Below are 18,824 nucleotides of genomic sequence, written 5' to 3' on the forward strand. Positions count from 1 at the left end.
GTGACCGATCCCGACAGACCGCCCACCGTGCTGACCGCCACCGTCCCCGTCGGCACCCCGCCCGCCTGGGCGATCCTGCAGCGTCGCCTGTTCGACGTCCTCGACGACGCCTGGCGCGCCTTCGCCGCCCGCTACTGCGCACCCGACGGCAGCCTGCGCTACGCCGGTCCCGTCGCCGACCGCGACGGCGGCGACGACTTCTACGAGGCGTTCTTCAACTGGCCCGTCCTCTACCGACTCGGCGGCTCCGACGAGCTGCTCGACGCCGCGAAGCACCACTGGCGGGGCGTCACCGCCCAGCTCACCGAACTCGGCCTGGTCGTCGACGAGTTCGAGCGCGGCTACGACTGGTTCCACCTCGGCGAGTCCATGCTGCTGTTCTACGGGATCTGCGCCGCCGACCCGGCCGACCCGGAATTCCGCGCCCGCGCCCACAAGTTCGCCGACCTGTACCTGCCCGGCTCCCCGGCCGGGAACTACGACCCCGCCGCCCGCATCATCCGCGCCCCGCACAACGGCGGTGCGGGCCCCCGCCCCGGACTGCAGAAGGAATGGGCCACGTACGGGGCGGACCTCGCGGTCATGCGGCCCTTCGGCCTCCCGCTGCGCGACCTCGACGCCATCACCGCCTGGGACGACCTCACCGACCCCGACAACGCCCGCCGCATGGGCGAGGCCATGAACGCCCGGATCGGTCACGGCGACACCGCCGTCGACCTCGCCGCCACCAGCCTCGCCGTCAACGCCTGGCTGTACGACCACGACGACCGCTACCGCGACTGGGCCCTCGACTACCTCGGCGCCTGGCACGAGCGGGCCGCGGCGCGCGGCGGCGTCCTCCCCGACAACGTCGGCCCGAGCGGGACCGTCGGTGAACTGCACGGCGGGCGCTGGTACGGCGGCCTGTACGGCTGGAGCTGGCCGCACGGCCTGTACAGCGTCGGCAACGCCGCCGCGGTCGCCTCCCTCAACGCCGCGCTGCTCGGCGGCGCCGACGAACTGCTCGACCTCGGCCGCGCCCCACTCGACGAGGTCCTCGCCCACGCCGTCGAGGCACCCGTCACCGGCACCGACATGAGCATCAGCGACCGCTGGCACGCCGAACTCGGCGAGGACGCCGACCGGCCCACCCTCCTCGTGCCCAACCGGTACGCGGACGACGGCTGGTTCGACCACCAGCCACCCCAACTCGCCCTGCCGCTGTGGCTCTGGCACGCCTCCGGCGCCGACGCCGACCGCGAACGCCTCGCCCGTATCCGCAAGGCCTCCGGCTATGACTGGCGCACCGTACGCGCCTTCCGCAACAAGGAGGAGGGCGGCCACGAGGCACCCTGGCTCGCCTACCTCGCCGGCGACAACCCCGACTACCCGGCCGAGATCCAGCGCGTCGCCCTCGGGCAGGCCGCCCGCCGCATGGAACTCATCGCCACCGACCCCACGGACCCGGCCGACCTCCACATCCACCACTGGCAGCGGGTCAACCCCGTCCTGACCGAGGCGCTCCTCCAGCTCACCACCGGCACGCCCCAAGTCCTCTACAACGGCGGCCTGTTGCCCACCCGGATCGCCTACTGGGACGAGCGGCGGGGCCGCCCCGGACTGCCGCCCGACGTCGCCGCCCTGGTCGACACCGTCACCCCCGACCGAGTGCGCCTGGAGCTCGTCCACACCGGACACACCCACCCGCGCACCGTCGTCGTACAGGCCGGAGCCTTCGGCGAGGACCGCATCGACACGGTACGCACCGAGACCGCCGAACCCGGACACCCGGGCGACCCGCGCTCCTACACCGCGCCCGACGTCACCACCCGCACCGCCGAACTCCCGGTCGACGCGGGCCACGTGACCGTCGAGCTGCCACCCGGCCGCCGCATCCGCCTCGACCTCCGCCTCACACCGCGCCACCGGCGGCCCGCACACCAGGCCGCCGTCCCCACCCGCTGACCCCCGCTTCCGCCCCACCCCCCTCCAAAGGAGACTTCGTGGCCGACGACCCCATCTGGGACCTGCCCGAACGCGGCCCCATGCCCGCCCCCGCCGACAGCGACATGGTCAAGGCCCTGGCCACCGTGTCCTCCGCCACCGCCTGCGCCAAACTCCACGCGCAGGGCATCCGCCGCACCTTCGTCAGCGGGCCGCGCCCGCTGCGCCCCGGACAGAAGATCGCGGGCAGGGTGCGCACCCTGCAGTTCATGCCGCAGCGCGAGGACATCGCCTCGGGCCTGGGCCAGGAGTACGTCGAGCGGTACACCGCCCTGTGGGCCGTACTGGAGACCATCGAGCCCGGCGACGTCCTCGTCGTGCAGGCCTACGGCTCGCAGAGCACCGGCTGCTTCGGCGACATGCTGGTGCGCTACTTCCAGCAGAAAGGAGGCGCGGGCCTCGTCATCGACGGCTGCTTCCGTGACGCGCCACGCGTCCGGGAGACCGGCGTGCCGATCTGGTCCACGGGCGTCACCCCGCACTACGCCTCCCAGGCCGAACTCTTCCCCTGGGCCTACGACGTGCCCGTGGCCTGCGGCGGCGTCCTCGCCCTGCCCGGCGACCTGCTCGTCGCCGACGACGACGGCCCCGTCGTCGTGCCCCGGCGCACCGCCCCCGACGTCATCGCCGCCGCCCGCGACCACGAGCAGTGGGAGCGCTTCAGCCGCGCCCGCATCGAGGAGGGCGGCGCCCTGACCGACTACTACCCGCTCACCCCCGACACCCGCGCCGAGTACGAGCGCTGGCGCGCCGCCGGGAGGGGGTGAGCGACGCACCCGAGCACCGACCACGCGCGCAGACACGGACCCGTACGACCGTCCACGTGGCAAGGAGACCCCGTGACCCGCACATCCGTCACCGCCGCAGCACGTCTCAGAATCACCCGGCTCCCCAGACTCGGCCTGCTCGGCGCCGCCGGGCTGTTGCTCGCCGCGGGAGTCACACTGCCCGGCACCCTGTCGGCCGACGCCGCCGGCGACTGCAGCCCCACCAAGCTGTTCGTCGCGACGGACGGCAACGACAAGGCGAAGGGCACCGAGCAGAGCCCGTTCAAGACCGTGACCCGGGCCCGCGACGAGATCCGCGACAAGGGCCTCAACCGCCCCGGCCGCATGAAGTGCGACATCGAGGTCAACCTGCGGGCCGGGGACTACCCGGTGGGCAAGGCGATCGGCCTCGACGAGCGCGACTCAGGCGCCGGCGGCCACAAGGTCGTCTACCGGAGCGTGGACGGACCGGGCAAGGCCCGGCTGACCGGCTCCGTCCCGGTGACCGGCTGGGAGGCGTACAAGGACGGCGTCTACCGCGCCAAGGTCCCGGTCGACCAGCCCTTCTACACGCTGTACGACGACGGTCAGCGGGCCACCAACGCCCGCTACCCCAACCGGAAGTCGGCCGACGAGTGGGCGCCGTACCTGAAGTCCTACCTGCCCGAGCCGACCTACGAGGCGGTGCACACCTGGCTGTGGGCCAACCCCGGTGACTGGAACCCGGACTGGGACATGAGCCAGGGACGGGTGACCGTCTGGTCGGGCGGCAGCTGGTCGTGGTTCACCGACACGGTCGACATCCGCGACTACAACATGAAGAAGAGCCAGCTCACCTTCAAGTACCCGACCCGCTTCGCGCTCCACAACAGCGGCGGCGGCTCCAGGTACTTCCTGGAGAACTCGATCGACTTCCTCGACCAGGCCGGCGAGTGGTATGCCGACCGTAAGGGCGGCTACCTCTACTACAAGCCGCAGGGCGGCGACATCGCGAAGGCGGAGGTGCGCAGGCCCGTCGTGAAGACCGTGCTTGACCTGGCGGGTTCGTCACAGAGCAAGCGGCTGCACGACGTGTCCTTCGACGGGCTCGGTGTCACGCAGACCGACTTCCCCGACTGGTACCGGTACGGCTGGAACGAGTCCGGCGACTCCGGCGTGGTGCACGAGTACCCCACGTACGACCGGCAGATCGAGATGCCCCGCAATCGCTTCGGTGCGATCCGGCTCACCAACACCACCGGCATCGACCTGAGCCGCATGCACATCACCGACACCGGGTTCACCGCGATCTACCTGCTCACCGCGAACGATCACGTACGCGTCGCGGACAGCCTGCTGGAACGGCTCGGCGCCGACGGCATCCGCGTCGAGGGCCCCTATCCGGGTGAGGGCGACGTCGCGCACGAGAACACCTTCACCAACCTCTTCATCGACCACGTCGGCGAGTTGGTGCCCGGCGACGCCTCCGGCATCGAACTGCAGGACACCGGACGCAACACGGTCAGTCATGTCGTCGTCAACCACAGCGCCCGCTACGGCATCAGCCTGCGCAGCCGCCCCGAGGTCGCCACCAACGGCCAGACCTACACCGACGGCAACAAGATCAGTTACGTCCGCCTGGAGAACACCGGCCTGGACAGTGGCGACATGGGCGCCTTCTACACGTACGGCCTGCAGAACGATCCAGAGGACCACCCGATCGTCAACTCCCTGAACCAGGTCGTGATCGGTGATGTCATCCCGGACGCCTCCATGCCGGACTCCGGCACCCGCGGCGTGCACATGGACGCGGGCGGCTGCGGCTGGGCCATCTCGAACGTGCAGGTCGGCAAGGTGACCGACCAGAAGTACCAGGCCTACCAGTGCAACAAGGTCACCAACGGTGACTGGGAGGACGGCTTCGACGCCTCCCGCATGGAGTACGACAAGATCGGCGTCAAGGACTCGTTCCCGTACCCGAAGCCCGGTACGGCACAGGACTGACGCGCGCGACCGGCGGGCGGGCCCGACGGCTCTCGGGGCCCGCCCGTCACCCCAGTCAACGCACCGCTCTTGTGCAGGAGTCCGTATGAATCCCACGTCGAGCAGCCCCATCGAGGCGCCGCCCACCACGACCGACGCGCTGCGCGGTGTCAGCCGGGACAAGGCGGGGACCCCGTCGCCGCTCACCGAACTCTCCCGGATCGACGCGGGACTGCCGCCGGGCTGTGAGACCGTCGGCCTGCCCGTGGTGTGGGACGCCTGGACGGCGGGCGGGCCCCCGGTCGAGCAACTCGCCGCGAACTACGACCTGTTGACGGTCGACCACGCCGACCTCGGGGATGCCGTCGCCGCCGGGTGTCTGGTGCCGGTGGACGAGCTGGTCGGCGCCGCGGCGCTGGAGCGGTGGCGGGCGGGCGCGATCGGGCCCGCGTTCGCCGCCTACCAGCGCGCCGGCCGGGCGTGGGCCGTGCCCTACCATGTGAGCGCGCAGATGTCCGCCGTGCGCGCGGACCTGACGACCGCCGCGCCGCTCCCCACCACCTGGGACGACGTGGTCACGTCCGCCGTGCCGCTCACCGTGTGCCTCGGCGGAGAACACGCTCTTCTCACCTTGAGCGCCCTGTGCCTGAGTGAGGGTGAACGCCTGGGCGAGGGAGCGGAGTTCGTCTCCCGCGAGGGCGGGGTGCGCGCCCTGGAACGGCTCGCCGAGCTGGTCGCCCGCAGCGACCCGCGCCTGTGGCACCGCGGTCCGCGTACCGTTCTGGAGGCGCTGGCACAGGGCGACGGGCCCGTGTACTGCCCGCTGATCCCGGGGTGCGCCACCGCCACCCGCAGCGGCCGCCACCCGCTCGCCTTCGGTGCGCCGCCCGCGGCCCGCGGTGTCCTCGCCGGCACCGGGCTCGCGGTGTCGCGGCGCCGCGCACACGACCCACTGATCCGGGAGGCACTGCGCGACCATCTCGTGCGGCTGCTCGCCGACCCCGTCCAGTGCGGCCTCTTCCCGGTCACCGGCGCCCAGCCGGCGGCCCGTGCCGCCTGGGCCGACGCCCGCGCGGGCCGCCGCTGGGGCGGCTTCTACCGCGCCACCCTCGACACCGTGGAGACGGCGTGGATCCTCCCGAACCACCCAGGCTTCCCGGCCTTCCAGCACGCCGCGTCCGAGCTGCTGCGCGCCGCACTCGTCGAGCACCGCGCGCCGGCAGCCGTCGTGAACGACCTCAACAGACTGTACCGACAGGGGAGTTGCACATGAGAGACGTCAGCAGACGCGGCGTGCTCGCGGTGGCGGGCGGCACGGCAGCCGCCACCGCCCTGCCCCGCACAGCCGCCGCGGCCACCACCACCGCGTCCGCTCCGCCGGACCCCGACAACCCGTTACGGCTGTGGTATCGCGCCCCCGCCGAGGAGTGGCTCGAGGCCCTGCCCGTCGGCAACGGCCGGATCGGCGCCATGGTGTACGGCGGCACCGACACCGAACACCTCCAGCTCAACGAGGACAGCCTGTGGGCGGGCAGCCCCCACGACTACAACCGCCCCGACGCCGTCGACCACCTCGCCGAGATCCGCCGCCTGATCCTCGCCGAGAAGTGGCACCAGGCCCAACAGCTCGTCGACGCGCACTTCATGGGCAGCCCGAGCGAACAGGCCGCCTACCAGGTCCTCGGCACCCTCGACCTCGCCCTCGCCGGAAGCGGCGACGTCACCGACTACGAGCGCGAACTCGACCTGACCTCCGCGCTGGCCCGCGTCCGCTACACCCGTGGCGGCGTGCGCCACACCCGCGAGGTCCTCGCCAGCGCCCCCGACCAGGTCATCCTCGTACGCCTCACTGCCGACACACCAGGAGTCGTCGGCTTCACGGCGTCGTTCAACACCCCGCAAGCGGCCGGGAGTTCGGCCGTCGACGCCCGGACCATCGCCCTGGACGGCGTCAGCGGACCGTGGCAAGGGCGCGACGGCACCGTCCGGTTCCGTGCCACCGTACGCGCGGTGGCCGACGGTGGCGGCGTCCGCACCGACCCGTCCGGAACCCTCACGGTGACCGGCGCCGACGCGGTCACCCTCGTCGTCTCCCTGGCCACCAGCTACCGCAACTACCTGGACGTCGACGCCGATCCGGCCGAGCGCGCCCGCCGCCACCTCGACCCGGCGGCCGCCACCCCGTACGGGAAGCTCCGCGAACGCCATGTGGCCGACTACCGGCGGATGTTCGGCCGTGTCGCCCTCGACCTCGGCACATCCGAGCGGACCCTGCTGCCCACGGACGAGCGGATCGGGCAGTTCGGTGACGGCAAGGACCCGCAGTTCGCCGCTCTCTACTTCCAGTACGGCCGCTATCTGCTGATCTCCTGCTCGCGCGCGCCGGGCCAGGCCGCCAACCTGCAAGGCCTGTGGAACGACAGCATGGCCCCGGCCTGGGAGTCCAAGTACACCGTCAACATCAACTTCGAGATGAACTACTGGCCGGCCGGCCCCGCCAACCTCGCCGAGTGCTGGGAACCGGCCGCCACGATGATCCACGAACTGGCCGAGAACGGCGCCCGCACCGCGAAACTGCACTACGGCGCGGGCGGCTGGGTCACCCACCACAACACCGACGCCTGGCGCGGCACCGCCCCCGTGGACTTCGCCCAGTACGGCATGTGGCCCACCGGCGGCGCCTGGCTGTCCCTGATGCTGTGGGAGCGCTACCGGTTCACCGGCGACGAGGCGGCGCTGCGCGCCGACTACCCGGTCCTCAAGGGCGCGGTGGAGTTCTTCCTCGACACCCTCACCCAGGAGTCCGAGCACGGCTGGCTGATCACCAACCCCTCGCAGTCGCCCGAGGTCACCCACCACCAGGACGAGGGCGAGTCCGTCAGCATCTGCGCCGGACCCACCATGGACATGCAGCTGCTGCGCGACCTCTTCGACGCCTACCGGCAGGCGGCCCGCGTCCTCGACACGGACTCCGGCCTGCGGGAACGGGTGGCCGAGGCGCGCGAACGGCTCGCGCCCACCCGCATCGGGTACCTCGGCCAGATCCAGGAGTGGCTCGTCGACTGGGAGGAGGCCGCGACGGTCCGCAGCCGCCATGTCTCCCACTTGTACGGCCTGTTCCCCAGCGCGCAGATCACCCCGCGCACCACGCCCGACCTCGCCGCGGCGGCGGTCAAGAGCCTGGAGCTGCGCGGCACCGCCGGACAGGGCTGGTCCCTCGCCTGGAAGATCAACATGTGGGCGCGGCTGCTCGACCGCGAGCGTGCCTACAAGCACCTCGCCGACCTGCTCACCCCGGCGCGCACCGCGCCCAACCTGTTCGACCTGCACCCGCCGTTCCAGATCGACGGAAACTTCGGCGGTGTCTCCGGCATCACCGAGATGCTGCTGCAGAGCCACGCCGACGAGGTGGAGCTGCTGCCCACGCTGCCGAGCGCGTGGCCGACGGGCTCCTTCCGCGGGCTGCGGGCGCGCGGCGGCTTCGAGCTCGACGCGCACTGGGCGGACGGCGCCCTCACCGCCGCGAGCGTCCGCTCGCTCCAGGGCCGTGAACTGCGGCTGCGCACCGACCGGCCGGTCGACGTGGCAGGCGCCGACCGGGTCGAACGCCCCGAGGCGAACGTCGTCGTCTGTGCGACGCGCAAGAACGGTGCGTACCGGATCGTGCCGCGCAAGGCGTAGCCCCGCCGCGTACGGCGTAGCCACTCCCGTAACACCCTTCCCCCTTATCCGACTTGAGGAGTTCTGGCATGCCTGAAATGAACGGGCGCGAGGCCACCGACAGCGTGCAACGCCTCGCCACCCCCATGGGCCGCCGCGCCTTCGTCGTCGGCGCGGGTGCTCTGCTCGGCGCCGCCGCGCTCAACCTGCCCTCCTCCGCCCGCGCGGCCGAGAAGCTCGCCGTGGCGGCCGAGGCCGCGGACGACGTGCTCGCCTTTCCCGGCGCCGAGGGCGGCGGCCGCTGGGCCACCGGCGGCCGAGGCAAGCCCGTCTACGAGGTCACCACGCTCGCCGACTCGGGGCCCGGCTCCCTGCGCGAGGCCGTCTCCGCCTCCGACCGCACCGTCGTCTTCCGTGTGGCAGGCAATATCGAGCTCAAGGGTGGCCTCGACATCCTCGGCTCGAACCTGACGATCGCCGGACAGACCGCGCCGGGCGACGGCATCTGCGTCGTCGGCAACGAGACGAAGATCAATGACCAGTCGAACATCATCCTGCGCCACCTGCGGTTCCGCGGCACCGACAGCCTCGGCACCCCCATCGACACCTTCGGTGTGGAGGGCTGCAAGAACGTCATCATCGACCACTGTTCCTTCAGCTGGGCGGTCGACGAGTGCTGCTCCGTGTACGGGAACGAGAACGTCACCCTGCAGTGGTGCATCGTCTCCGAGGGCCTCGCCCAGTCCGTGCATCCGAAGGGGCTGCACGGCTACGGCGGCCTGTGGGGCGGCGACAACGTCACGTACCACCACAACCTCCTGGTCCACCAGGGCGGCCGCAACCCGCGCTTCAGCTTCGTCGAGGACATCCCGAGCAATGTGGACCACCGCAACAACGTGATCTACAACTACGGCTACACGTCCTGCTACGGCGGCGAGTGGGTCGCCGGGGTCAACATGATCGGCAACTACTACAAGCCCGGTCCCGACACCCTCGCCGACATCGCCCCCGTCATCGTCTCGCCCGACCGCGGCGGCGTCTGGCACGTCAGCGGCAACACCATCGAGGGCCACGACGACATCACCGACGACAACGTGAAGGGTGTGAAGTTCCCGGTCGGCGGCGTCACCCTGCGCGACGAGCCCCTGGAGTTCCCCGACGCGATCGACGCGCAGTCCGCCAAGGACGCCTACGGCGCCGTGCTGAAGGGCGTGGGCGCGACACTGCCGCGCCGTGACGCCGTCGACGCGCGCGTCGTCCACGACGCCCGCCACGGCACCGGACGCATGATCAACTCGCAGAAGGAGGTCGGCGGCCTCGTCCCGCTCGCCGCCGCCGAGGCACCCAAGGACAGCGACCACGATGGCATCCCCGACGCATGGGAGAAGGCCCACGGCCTCAACCCGAAGGACGCCGCGGACGGCGCCGCGATCGACTCGGCCACGGGGTACAGCAACCTGGAGCTGTACCTCCACTCCATCAGCAGAACCGGCGCGCCCAACCCCGAGGTCGCCCTCGCAGGACCCGACATCGACACCGTGTACGCGAACGCCACGGGAACCGCCGACGTCGCCCTGCGTGCCTCGGCCACCGCGCAGGGAAGCGCCTCCATCAAGGCCGTCGCCTTCTACGCCGACGACGAGAAGATCGGCGAAGCCACCACCGCCCCGTACGAGCTCACCTGGAAGGGCGCCACTGCCGGCACCCACCACCTCACGGCCCGCGCCACGGACTCCACCGGCACCGCCACCACGTCGTCCCCCGTCCCGGTGCACGTCAACAAGAAGACGGACCTGGGGAGTTGGACGTCCGTCGACCTCGGCGACGTGCCCATCAAGGGCGCCGCCGCCCTGGACTCCGGGAAGTTCACGCTACGCGGCTCCGGCAGGATCAAGGGCCGCAAGGACAGCTGCCACTTCGTCTACCAGAAGATCGACAGCCCCGGCGACGAGGTCGTCGAGCTGATCGCCCGCGTGGACACGCTCAGCCGCGTCTACTCGGAGGTCATCGCCGGCATCATGATCCGCGACAACCTCACGCCGGACTCGCCCTTCAACCTCATCGGTGTCTGCGTCGTCGACGGCGGCCTGAAGTGCGCCGTCAAGCGCATCCACTCGCACGGCCCCGAGATGAGCGACGGCCGGTACCCGTACGAGGAGGACGAGCTGCTCGACATCAAGCCGCAGTGGCTGCGCATCACGCTGCGCGGCGACGAGTTCACCTCCGAGATCTCCCCGGACTCCCTGCAGTGGACGCGCGCGGGCTACGAGCGGATCCCGATGGGCGATCAGGTGTACGCGGGCCTGTTCGTCGACGGCGACGAGCAGGACAACGACATCGCGCACTATGTGACGGCGACGTTCAGCCAGGTGAAAATCAACAAGTAGGGCCCTGGTTAAGGGTGTTGGTCCAGCGGTACCCACACCCGCATCGCGCCGTCGCCGCGGTTGTCCCACTGGAAATAGGGCACCGCGGCGGCGGACGCCGGGCGGCGGGTGCGGGGGGCGCCCGGACTGAGATAGGGCAGGCCGTCCTGGTGCGGGGCGGCGACCGTGACCGCGTCCGTCTCGATGCGGACCGTGCGGCCGACGCCCGGCAGGTCGGCGACGTCGCGCACGCGCAGGTCCGCGTCCGCCGCGAGTGCCAGCTCGTCGACGTAGGGCTGGTCGGCCTGCTCGAAGCAGTACACGAGCGGGCCGCGTTCGAGCGCCACGCTGCCGCGCAGGGCATCGATGCGCGGGTGGGCGGCCGTGAGGCGCGGCGTCATGTCGAGATCCAGGACGATGGACTCGCCCGCGCGCCAGCGCCGGCGCAGCAGCACCCGGCCTTGCGCGTCGGGTGTGACGGGGGCGCCGTCGAGGAGCGTGCGGCCGCTCCACGGCGGCACGCGCAGCGCCAGCGTCCACTCCGCGTCCGGCGCCTCCTCCATGGTGACCCGCACCGCGCCCCTCCACGGATACTCCGTCTCCACGCGCACCGCGATCCGCCCGGGCCCCAGGTCGCAGGCCAGCCTCATCGGTGTGTACAGGTGCAGGAACAGGGCGTCGTCCGTGGTCGTCGCCGCGTAGTGGGGGAGCGAGGCCATCAGGCGGGTCACGGAGGGCGGGCAGCACGCCGACCAGAACCACTCGTCGCGGCAGCGCGGATCGCCCACCGCGTCGGCGTGGTCGGGGCGGCGCTGCAGCGGGTTGCCCTTGTAGTACGTGCGCCCGTCCGCGGAGCGGGCCGCCGCGAACGCGTTGTACAGCGTGCGCTCCAGCAGGTCCGCGTACCGTCCCTCACCAGTGGCGAGCAGCAGCCGCCACGCCCACTGCATGCTCGCGGCCGACGCGCATGTCTCGTTGTACGCGAGGTCCGGCGGGAGTTCGTAGCGCTCGCCGAAGACCTCCCCGACCTGCCGGGACCCCAGGCCGCCGGTGATCGCGGTCCGCGCGGCCACCATGTCGGTCCAGCGCGCGGCGCTCGCGGCGAGGAGTTCCTTGTCGCCGGTCTCCACGGCCACGTCCACCGCGCCGGCCTCCAGGTACAGGGCACGTACGACGTGACCGGTGACGGCGGGGGCCTCGCGGACGGGAAGGTGGTCGAGGCGGTGGCGGGCGCCGTGCTTGTGCGGGCCCACGAGCCCGTGGCCCCGGCGTTCGACCATGCGGGCGGCGAGGGTGAGGTGGCGCTCGACGCCCGTGGCCCGGTACAGCTCCACCAGAGCCGTCTCGACCTGGGGATGTCCGTCAAGGCCGGGCCCCTCGTCGTCGAGGAAGACCGTGCACAGATGGTCGGCCAGGCGGCCCGCCGCCGCCAGCAACTCCTCGTCCCCTGTGGCGCGTTGGGCGGCCACCGCCGCCTGGAAGAGGTGTCCCGCGCAGTAGTGCTCGTGGCTGTCGACGAGTCGGGTGTAGCGGTCCGCCGGGTTCGTGAGCTGATAGTGGGTGTCGAGATAGCCGTCGGGTTGCTGGGCGCGGGCCAGCAGGCGGGCCGTCTCGGTGAGGAACGCGGTGAGTGCCGGGTCGGGGGAGTGCTGGAGCTGCCACGCCGCGCTCTCCAGCATCTTGTACACGTCGGAGTCGGCGTAGGCAGGTCCCCGGAAGGCGCCGGATGCGAGGCCGGCGGCCGTCCGGAGGTTGGCGAGGGCGCCGGAGTCCTCCAGGTGGTGCAGGGCGAGGGGGATGCTCGCGGTGCGGTTGACGTCCAGCCACTGGCCGAGCAGGCCTCCGGTGACCGTCAGCCGGAGGTTACGGGGCGGGCGGTGCGGGGAGAGCGCGGCGGGGGTGGGGCGTACGGGGCCTTCCATCGGTCCTCCAGTGCCTTCCAACGGTCCTCCGGTCTCGGCTGGGGTGGCGGCAGTGGTTCCGCGGTTCCGCCTAGAGATTCGGCCGCGCCAGGAACGCGATCGTCTGATCGCGGACGCGGAGGATGTGCGCCTCCAATGCGTCCCGTGCCCGCAGCCGTTCGCCGGACTCCAACGCCTCGACGATCGCCCGGTGTTCGTCCACCGCGATGTTCAGACGGGACGGGGTGATCGGCGCCTTGAGCCCTGCGCGGGTCACGTGGATGCTGAGGTTCAGGTCGTCGTGCAGATCGAGCAGCATCGGCAGCCCGCCCAGCTTGACGAGCTCCCGGTGGAACCGGGCGTCGTTGTCCCGGAAGTCGGGGTAACGAGCCGCGTCCCGCACCGCCTCGCCCGCCAACTCCTCGCCCTGGACGACCAGTTCACGCAGCAGTGCGGGCGGCTCCCGGTCCGCACGGTCCGCGAAGAGGCGCAGCGCATGCGACTCCAGCATCAGCCGCAGCTCGAAGAGCTCGTACACGCTGGACAGGGACGGTATCGCCACTGTGAAGCCCACCGAGGACTCGTAGGCGAGCAGCCCCCGCTCGTAGAGGCGGCCCACCGCGCTGCGCACCGGAGTGCGGCTCATGTCGAGCCGACGGGCGAACTCCCGGACCGGCACGGCCTGCCCGGGTGTCGGGTGCTCCGTCGTCAGCCACTCCACGATCGCCCGCGAGGCGCGTGCCTCCAGGCTCTCCTCGGGGGCCGCGACCTTCTTGCCCTCCGCGTCGTCCACGCCCGTGCCCTCCTCCGCGCGGGCCCGCTGTGCCGCTCGCGCTCGGATCATTGCGCCTCCCAGTGCCGCCGGTTCAACTGCGCCTCATGGTATGCCGCAGGTGAGCCGCATGTCTCGGGGGTGGGCAAGCCGAACTATTGGGTCTGTCACGGGGGTTGACGCTCCCGGCCCCGCTCAACAAACTCATGGCATACCACCGACATCCCTCTGAGCCTCGCCGAGGTGACCATGGCGCGACACGCGCTGCAAGGGATCATCGCTCCGACCGTGCTGCCCATGACGTCCAGCGGGCTGCTCGACCGGCCGTCCCTGGAATGCCACCTGAACGCACTGGTCGACGCGGGTGTCCATGGCCTGTGGATCAACGGAACCACGGGAGAGTTCCACGCCCTGGACGAGGACACGCGGGGCTCCGCCGTGGACGTCGCGGCCAAGACCGCGGCCGGCCGGGTGCCCGTCATCGCGCACGTGGGCGACGCCGCGACCCCGCTGAGCATCCGCCAGGCACGCGCCGCCGTGGACGCGGGGGCCGACGAACTCGCCGTCATCGCCCCGTACTTCACGCCGTACGGGCGCGAGGAACTGCGCGACCACTACCGCGCCGTCGCCGACGCCGTGGGCTTCCCCGTCCTCGCCTACCACTTCCCGCAGCTGACCCCGTCGGCCCTCACCGTCGACTGCGTCCTGCAACTCGCCGAAGAGGGCGTGCTGCGCGGCCTCAAGGACAGCAGCGGCAACCTGACCTGGCTGCGCCGGGTGCTGCGCTCGGCCGCCCGCCGCGACCTCGACCTCGCCTGTTTCGCCGGAGCGAGCGGCCTGAGCGACATCGCCCTGTACGCGGGCGCCGCCGGGGCCACCAGCTCCCTCGCCAACGTCACCCCCCGCACCCTGGTCGCCCTCTACGAGGCGGCCCGCGCGGGCGACTTCACGTACGCCCGCGCGTTGCAGGAGCGCCTGGAGGACCTGCTCGAAGCGATGGCGGCAGCCCGCCACGAGCACAACCTGTCCACCACGGTCAGCACCGGCAAGTACGTCCTCGCGGCCCTCGGCCGTATCGAATCCGCTCATGCCGCACCCCCGCTGGCCCGCCTGGACGCCGAGGAGGAACGCCGCCTCGACGCCACCGTGGTGCCCCTCGTCCGCGAGCTGGAGGCGGCGGCCCTCGACGCAAAGGAGCGTGGAGATGACTCCTGACCGCACCCCTGTGCCACCCGGCCCCCGGAGCGTGGAGCGCCGCATGCTGCTGCGGGCCGGCGGCGGGGTCCTCGCCGCCGCCTCGCTCTCCGGCACGCTGACCGGCTGCGGCTTCTTCTCGACCGACGCGGAGAACGGCGATTCGGCCGGCGGCGGATCCAAGGGCAAGGAGGCGCCGTCCCTGAAGAAGCAGGCCGACGCCGGCAAGATCCCGAAGGTCGCCGAGCGCCTACCGGCCAAGCCCCTGGTGGTCGAGCCCCTCCAGGAGACCGGGGCGTACGGCGGCACCTGGCACTCCGCGATGATCACGCAGGAGGACCTCGGCTGGCTGCGCTTCAGCGTGGGCTACGAGCCGCTGGTGCGCTGGGCCGCCACCTGGCAGGGCGTCACCAAGACCAAGATCCTCCCCAATGTCTGCGAGAAGTACGAGATCAACGGCGGGGGCGAGGAGTTCGTCTTCCATCTGCGCAAGGGCATGCGCTGGTCCGACGGGAAGCCGCTGACCGCCGAGGACTTCGAGTTCGCGTTCAACGACTACAACGCCGACCCCAAGGTGCACCCGGCGGGCCTCTACGCACTGTGGCTGAACAAGAACGGCAAGCCGGCCCGGTGCGAAGCCGTCGACGACCACACCGTCAAGTACGTCTTCGACGAACCGAAGGCGGGCTTCCTGGAGGAGGTCGCGGGCACCACGGGCGTCTTCATGTTCCTGCCGAAGCACTTCATGAAGAAGTACCTCCCGAAGTACAACAAGGACGCCAACAAGGACGCGAAGGCCGCGGGGGCCTCGGACTGGCTGACCCGCCTGGAGACGGTGCAGGAGGTGTGGCAGAACCCGGAACTGCCCACCGTCAACGCCTGGCTGCCCAGGAACCCGGTCACCAAGGGCAGCAGCGTCGTCTGCGAGCGCAACCCGTACTACTGGAAGGTCGACCCCGACGGCAGCCAACTGCCGTACATCGACAAGGTCGTTGTCGACGTCCTGCAAGAGGTCGAGGTCGAGGTCCTCAAGATCTCCAACGGCGATCTGGACATGCAGATGTACCAGTTCGGCACGGTCCGCAACAAGCCGGTGATCTCCCGCAACCGCTCCAAGGGCGGCTACCGCATCGCCGAGGTCGAGCCGGACTCCGCCAACACGATGATCATCGGCTTCAACCAGACACACCCCGACAAGAAGAAGCGCGCCCTCTTCGCCGACAAGGACTTCCGCGTCGGACTGTCCTACGCGATCAACCGGAAGAAGATCATCGAGACGGTCTTCGCGGGCCAGGGCCGCCCCTGGCAGGCGGCTCCCGGTCCCGACAACGAGCTCCACAACGAGGAACTCGGCACGCAGTACACCGCGTACTCCGTCGCCAAGGCCAACGAGTACCTCGACAAGGCGGGCTTCACCAAGCGCAACGGCGACGGCATCCGCCTCACCAAGGACGGTGACCCGGTCGCCTTCACCGTGCTCGTCGTCTCCGACATGGCCGACCAGGTCGACGCGATGGACATGATCCGCACCGACTGGCGCAAGGTCGGCGTCGACGCCACCGTCTCCCGCATGGCCGAGACCCTGTACTGGGAGCGCGTCGAGGCGGGCAAGTCGGAGGCCGCCACCTGGGACTGCAACAACTTCGACGTACGCACCGGTGAGGGCGGCAACCACTACTACGCGCCCACCAACCCGCGCGGCTCCTCCCGCTTCGGCGGCGAATGGGCCAAGTGGTACCTGCGCAAGGACAAGGGCACCGGCGGAGACGGCGAGGAACCGCCCGCCCGCATCAAACACCAGCTGGAACTCTTCGACGAGATGCGGGACACCTTCGACATCGCGCGCGCCACCCGCCTCGCCAAGCAGATCCTGGAGATCACGAAGGAGGAGTTCTACTACATCGGCATCTCCACGCCGCCCAAGGACTACGCCGTCATCAAGAACACCCTGCGCAACGTCCCGAAGGCATTCAGCGCGGCCGGCCTGTTCCAGGCGCCGGGCCCCACCAACCCCAGCACGTACTACTTCAAGGCCAAGGCCTGAGGGCGGACCGGGAGTTCAGGCATGCTGTCGTTCCTCGTCCGCCGCACGGGCTGGATGTTCGTCACCCTGTGGGCCATCTCGCTGGCGACCTTCTTCATCATCAGCCTCCCGCCCGGCGACTACGTCGACACGCTCCAGGCCAACGCCGAGGAGCGCGGCGAGTTCATGGGCCCGGCAGAGGTGGCCGAACTGCGCTCCCGCTACGGGCTCGGCCAGTCGTTCCTCGCCCAGTACTGGAAGTGGATCAGCAACATCGTCTTCCACGGCGACTTCGGCCAGGCCTTCGCCTGGAACATGCGCCCGGTCAGCGATCTGATCTGGGACCGTGTCGCGCTGTCCTTCTTCCTCTCCGTGGCCACCCTGCTCATCATCTGGGCGATCTCCTGGCCCATCGGTATCTACTCGGCCGTGCGCCAGTACTCGTCCGGGGACTACATCGCCACGCTCTTCGGGTTCGTGGGCATGGCGGTGCCCGAGTTCATGCTCGCCCTCGTCCTGATGTGGGTCGGCATGCGCTACTTCGGCCAGAGTCCGGGCGGACTGTTCTCGCCCGAGTACCAGGACGCCGCGTGGAACCTCGGCAAGGTCCTGGACGCGGCAAGCCATCTGTGGCTGCCGATCCTGATCATCGCCGTCGCCGGCACCGCGGGCGGCATCCGCATCATCCGGGCCAACCTCCTGGACGAGCTGTACAAGCCGTACGTGGTGGCCGCCCGCGCCAAGGGACTGCCCGAATGGAAACTGCTGCTCAAATACCCCGTCCGCACCTCCATGAGTCCGTTCATCTCCACCGTCGGCTGGCTGCTGCCCGGCCTGATCAGCGGCGAGACGATCATCTCGATCGTGATGAACCTGCCGACCACAGGTCCGCTGATGCTCGGCGGCGTCCTCAACCAGGACATGTACCTGGTCGGCAGCTTCATCCTGATCCTCTCCACCCTGACCGTGGTCGGCACCCTGCTCAGCGACCTCGCGCTCGCCTGGTGGGACCCGCGCATCCGGCACAGCTACGAGGGAGGGTGAGCGGACCGTGCTGACCCGAACACCGCAGCCCGAAGGGGCGTCGGACGTCGTCGACGACACACCCGTCACCGGCGGGCAGGCATCGCCGTGGCGGCTGATCTGGCGGCGCTTTCGCAAACACCGGCTCGCCCTCGTCGGCGCCGTCATCGTGCTGCTCGCCTACTTCGTCGTCGTCTTCGCCGAGATCCTGGCGCCGGCCTCACCCAGCAGCGTCGACGAGAAGCACACCTATGCCCCGCCGCAGATCGTCAAGGTCGACCTCAGCTGGGACGACGGCCTGCGCTTCTACGCCAACGGCTACACCACCAAGCGTGACCCGGAGACCTTCGAGCAGATCCACACGGTCGACCCCGACAAGCGGATCCCGCTCAAGTTCCTTGCCAAGGGCGACAGTTACCACCTGTGGGGACTCATCCCCGGCGACCGTCATCTGTTCGGGGCGGTGCACGCGGACCAGAAGGTCTACTTCTTCGGCTCGGACCGCTCGGGCCGCGACATGCTGTCCCGCATCATCCACGGCGCACGCGTGTCCCTGTCCATCGGTCTGGTCGGGGTCGCCGTCAGCTTCCTGCTCGGACTGTTCTTCGGCGGCATCTCCGGCTACTTCGGCGGCAAACCGGACCTCACCATCCAACGCATCATCGAGTTCCTGATGTCGATCCCGACACTGCCGCTGTGGCTGTCGCTGTCGGCGGCCGTGCCCGACGAATGGGGGCCGCTGGCACGGTACTTCGCCATCACCACCATCCTGTCCGTGATCGGCTGGACGGGCCTCGCGCGGGTGGTGCGCGGGCGGTTCTTCTCGCTGCGCGAGGAGGACTTCGTCACCGCCGCCCGGCTCGACGGCTGCAGCCGCCCCCGGATCATCTTCCGGCACATGGTCCCGTCGATGTCGAGCCATGTCATCGCCTCCCTGACGATGGCGGTGCCCGGCATGATCCTCGGCGAGACCGCGATGAGCTTCCTGGGCCTGGGACTCCAGTCACCCGCCGTCAGCTGGGGCGTGCTGCTGCAGGAGGCGCAGAACATCCGCACCGTGGAGAGCGCTCCATGGCTGTTGCTCCCCGGCGTCGCGGTGTTCGTCACCGTGCTCGCCATGAACTTCGTCGGCGACGGACTGCGCGACTCCGCCGACCCGTACAAGTAGCCCGT

12 protein-coding genes are annotated in these 18,824 nt (G+C 70.6%); 10 read left to right on the forward strand and 2 right to left on the reverse strand.

The window, feature by feature from the left end; translation table 11 throughout:
- The 6 genes from OG746_RS44310 (at window position 1) to OG746_RS44335 (ending at window position 10,759) form a co-directional block, all read left to right on the forward strand.
- Complete coding sequence (locus OG746_RS44310; protein WP_266725130.1) at window positions 1-1,944, forward strand: DUF8034 domain-containing protein; 1,944 nt, start codon at window positions 1-3, stop codon at window positions 1,942-1,944.
- Between the two features lie 38 nt (window positions 1,945-1,982).
- Window positions 1,983-2,750, forward strand: a complete 768-nt coding sequence (locus tag OG746_RS44315; protein ID WP_323179752.1) for an RraA family protein — start codon at window positions 1,983-1,985, stop codon at window positions 2,748-2,750.
- A gap of 72 nt (window positions 2,751-2,822) precedes the next feature.
- Complete coding sequence (locus OG746_RS44320) at window positions 2,823-4,733, forward strand: right-handed parallel beta-helix repeat-containing protein (RefSeq protein WP_266725132.1); 1,911 nt, start codon at window positions 2,823-2,825, stop codon at window positions 4,731-4,733.
- A gap of 85 nt (window positions 4,734-4,818) precedes the next feature.
- Window positions 4,819-5,985 (forward strand): extracellular solute-binding protein, encoded by a 1,167-nt coding sequence (locus tag OG746_RS44325; protein ID WP_266725134.1) that lies wholly within the window; start codon window positions 4,819-4,821, stop codon window positions 5,983-5,985.
- Window positions 5,982-8,393 (forward strand): glycoside hydrolase family 95 protein, encoded by a 2,412-nt coding sequence (locus tag OG746_RS44330; protein WP_266725135.1) that lies wholly within the window; start codon window positions 5,982-5,984, stop codon window positions 8,391-8,393. The genes OG746_RS44325 and OG746_RS44330 overlap by 4 nt, the downstream gene beginning before the upstream one ends.
- A 68-nt stretch (window positions 8,394-8,461) precedes the next feature.
- Window positions 8,462-10,759 carry an Ig-like domain-containing protein gene (locus tag OG746_RS44335; RefSeq protein WP_266725136.1) on the forward strand — a complete coding sequence of 766 codons (2,298 nt, stop codon included), beginning with the start codon at window positions 8,462-8,464 and terminating at the stop codon, window positions 10,757-10,759.
- Between the two features lie 8 nt (window positions 10,760-10,767).
- On the opposite strand, the gene OG746_RS44340 is transcribed toward OG746_RS44335, so the two are convergent.
- Window positions 10,768-12,660, reverse strand: a complete 1,893-nt coding sequence (locus OG746_RS44340; protein ID WP_266725138.1) for a glycoside hydrolase family 127 protein — start codon at window positions 12,658-12,660, stop codon at window positions 10,768-10,770.
- 70 nt (window positions 12,661-12,730) lie between these two features.
- Complete coding sequence (locus OG746_RS44345; RefSeq protein WP_266725140.1) at window positions 12,731-13,483, reverse strand: GntR family transcriptional regulator; 753 nt, start codon at window positions 13,481-13,483, stop codon at window positions 12,731-12,733.
- A gap of 177 nt (window positions 13,484-13,660) precedes the next feature.
- On the opposite strand from OG746_RS44345, the gene OG746_RS44350 reads away from it, so the two are divergent.
- The 4 genes from OG746_RS44350 to OG746_RS44365 are packed head-to-tail and all read left to right on the forward strand — an operon-like array spanning window position 13,661 to window position 18,819.
- A complete protein-coding gene (locus tag OG746_RS44350; protein WP_266725793.1) occupies window positions 13,661-14,626 on the forward strand; it encodes a dihydrodipicolinate synthase family protein in 966 nt (321 codons plus the stop codon).
- On the forward strand, window positions 14,616-16,649 hold the full coding sequence (locus OG746_RS44355; RefSeq protein WP_266725141.1) for an ABC transporter substrate-binding protein: 2,034 nt from the start codon (window positions 14,616-14,618) through the stop codon (window positions 16,647-16,649). Before OG746_RS44350 ends, OG746_RS44355 begins: the two co-directional genes overlap by 11 nt.
- A 21-nt stretch (window positions 16,650-16,670) precedes the next feature.
- Window positions 16,671-17,672 carry an ABC transporter permease gene (locus tag OG746_RS44360; protein ID WP_266725143.1) on the forward strand — a complete coding sequence of 334 codons (1,002 nt, stop codon included), beginning with the start codon at window positions 16,671-16,673 and terminating at the stop codon, window positions 17,670-17,672.
- Between the two features lie 7 nt (window positions 17,673-17,679).
- Window positions 17,680-18,819, forward strand: coding sequence for an ABC transporter permease (locus OG746_RS44365; protein ID WP_266725145.1), 1,140 nt, complete (start codon window positions 17,680-17,682; stop codon window positions 18,817-18,819).
- Window positions 18,820-18,824: the final 5 nt, after the last annotated feature.

The organism is Streptomyces sp. NBC_01016, assembly GCF_026341035.1.
Taxonomy (GTDB): Bacteria; Actinomycetota; Actinomycetes; order Streptomycetales; family Streptomycetaceae; genus Streptomyces.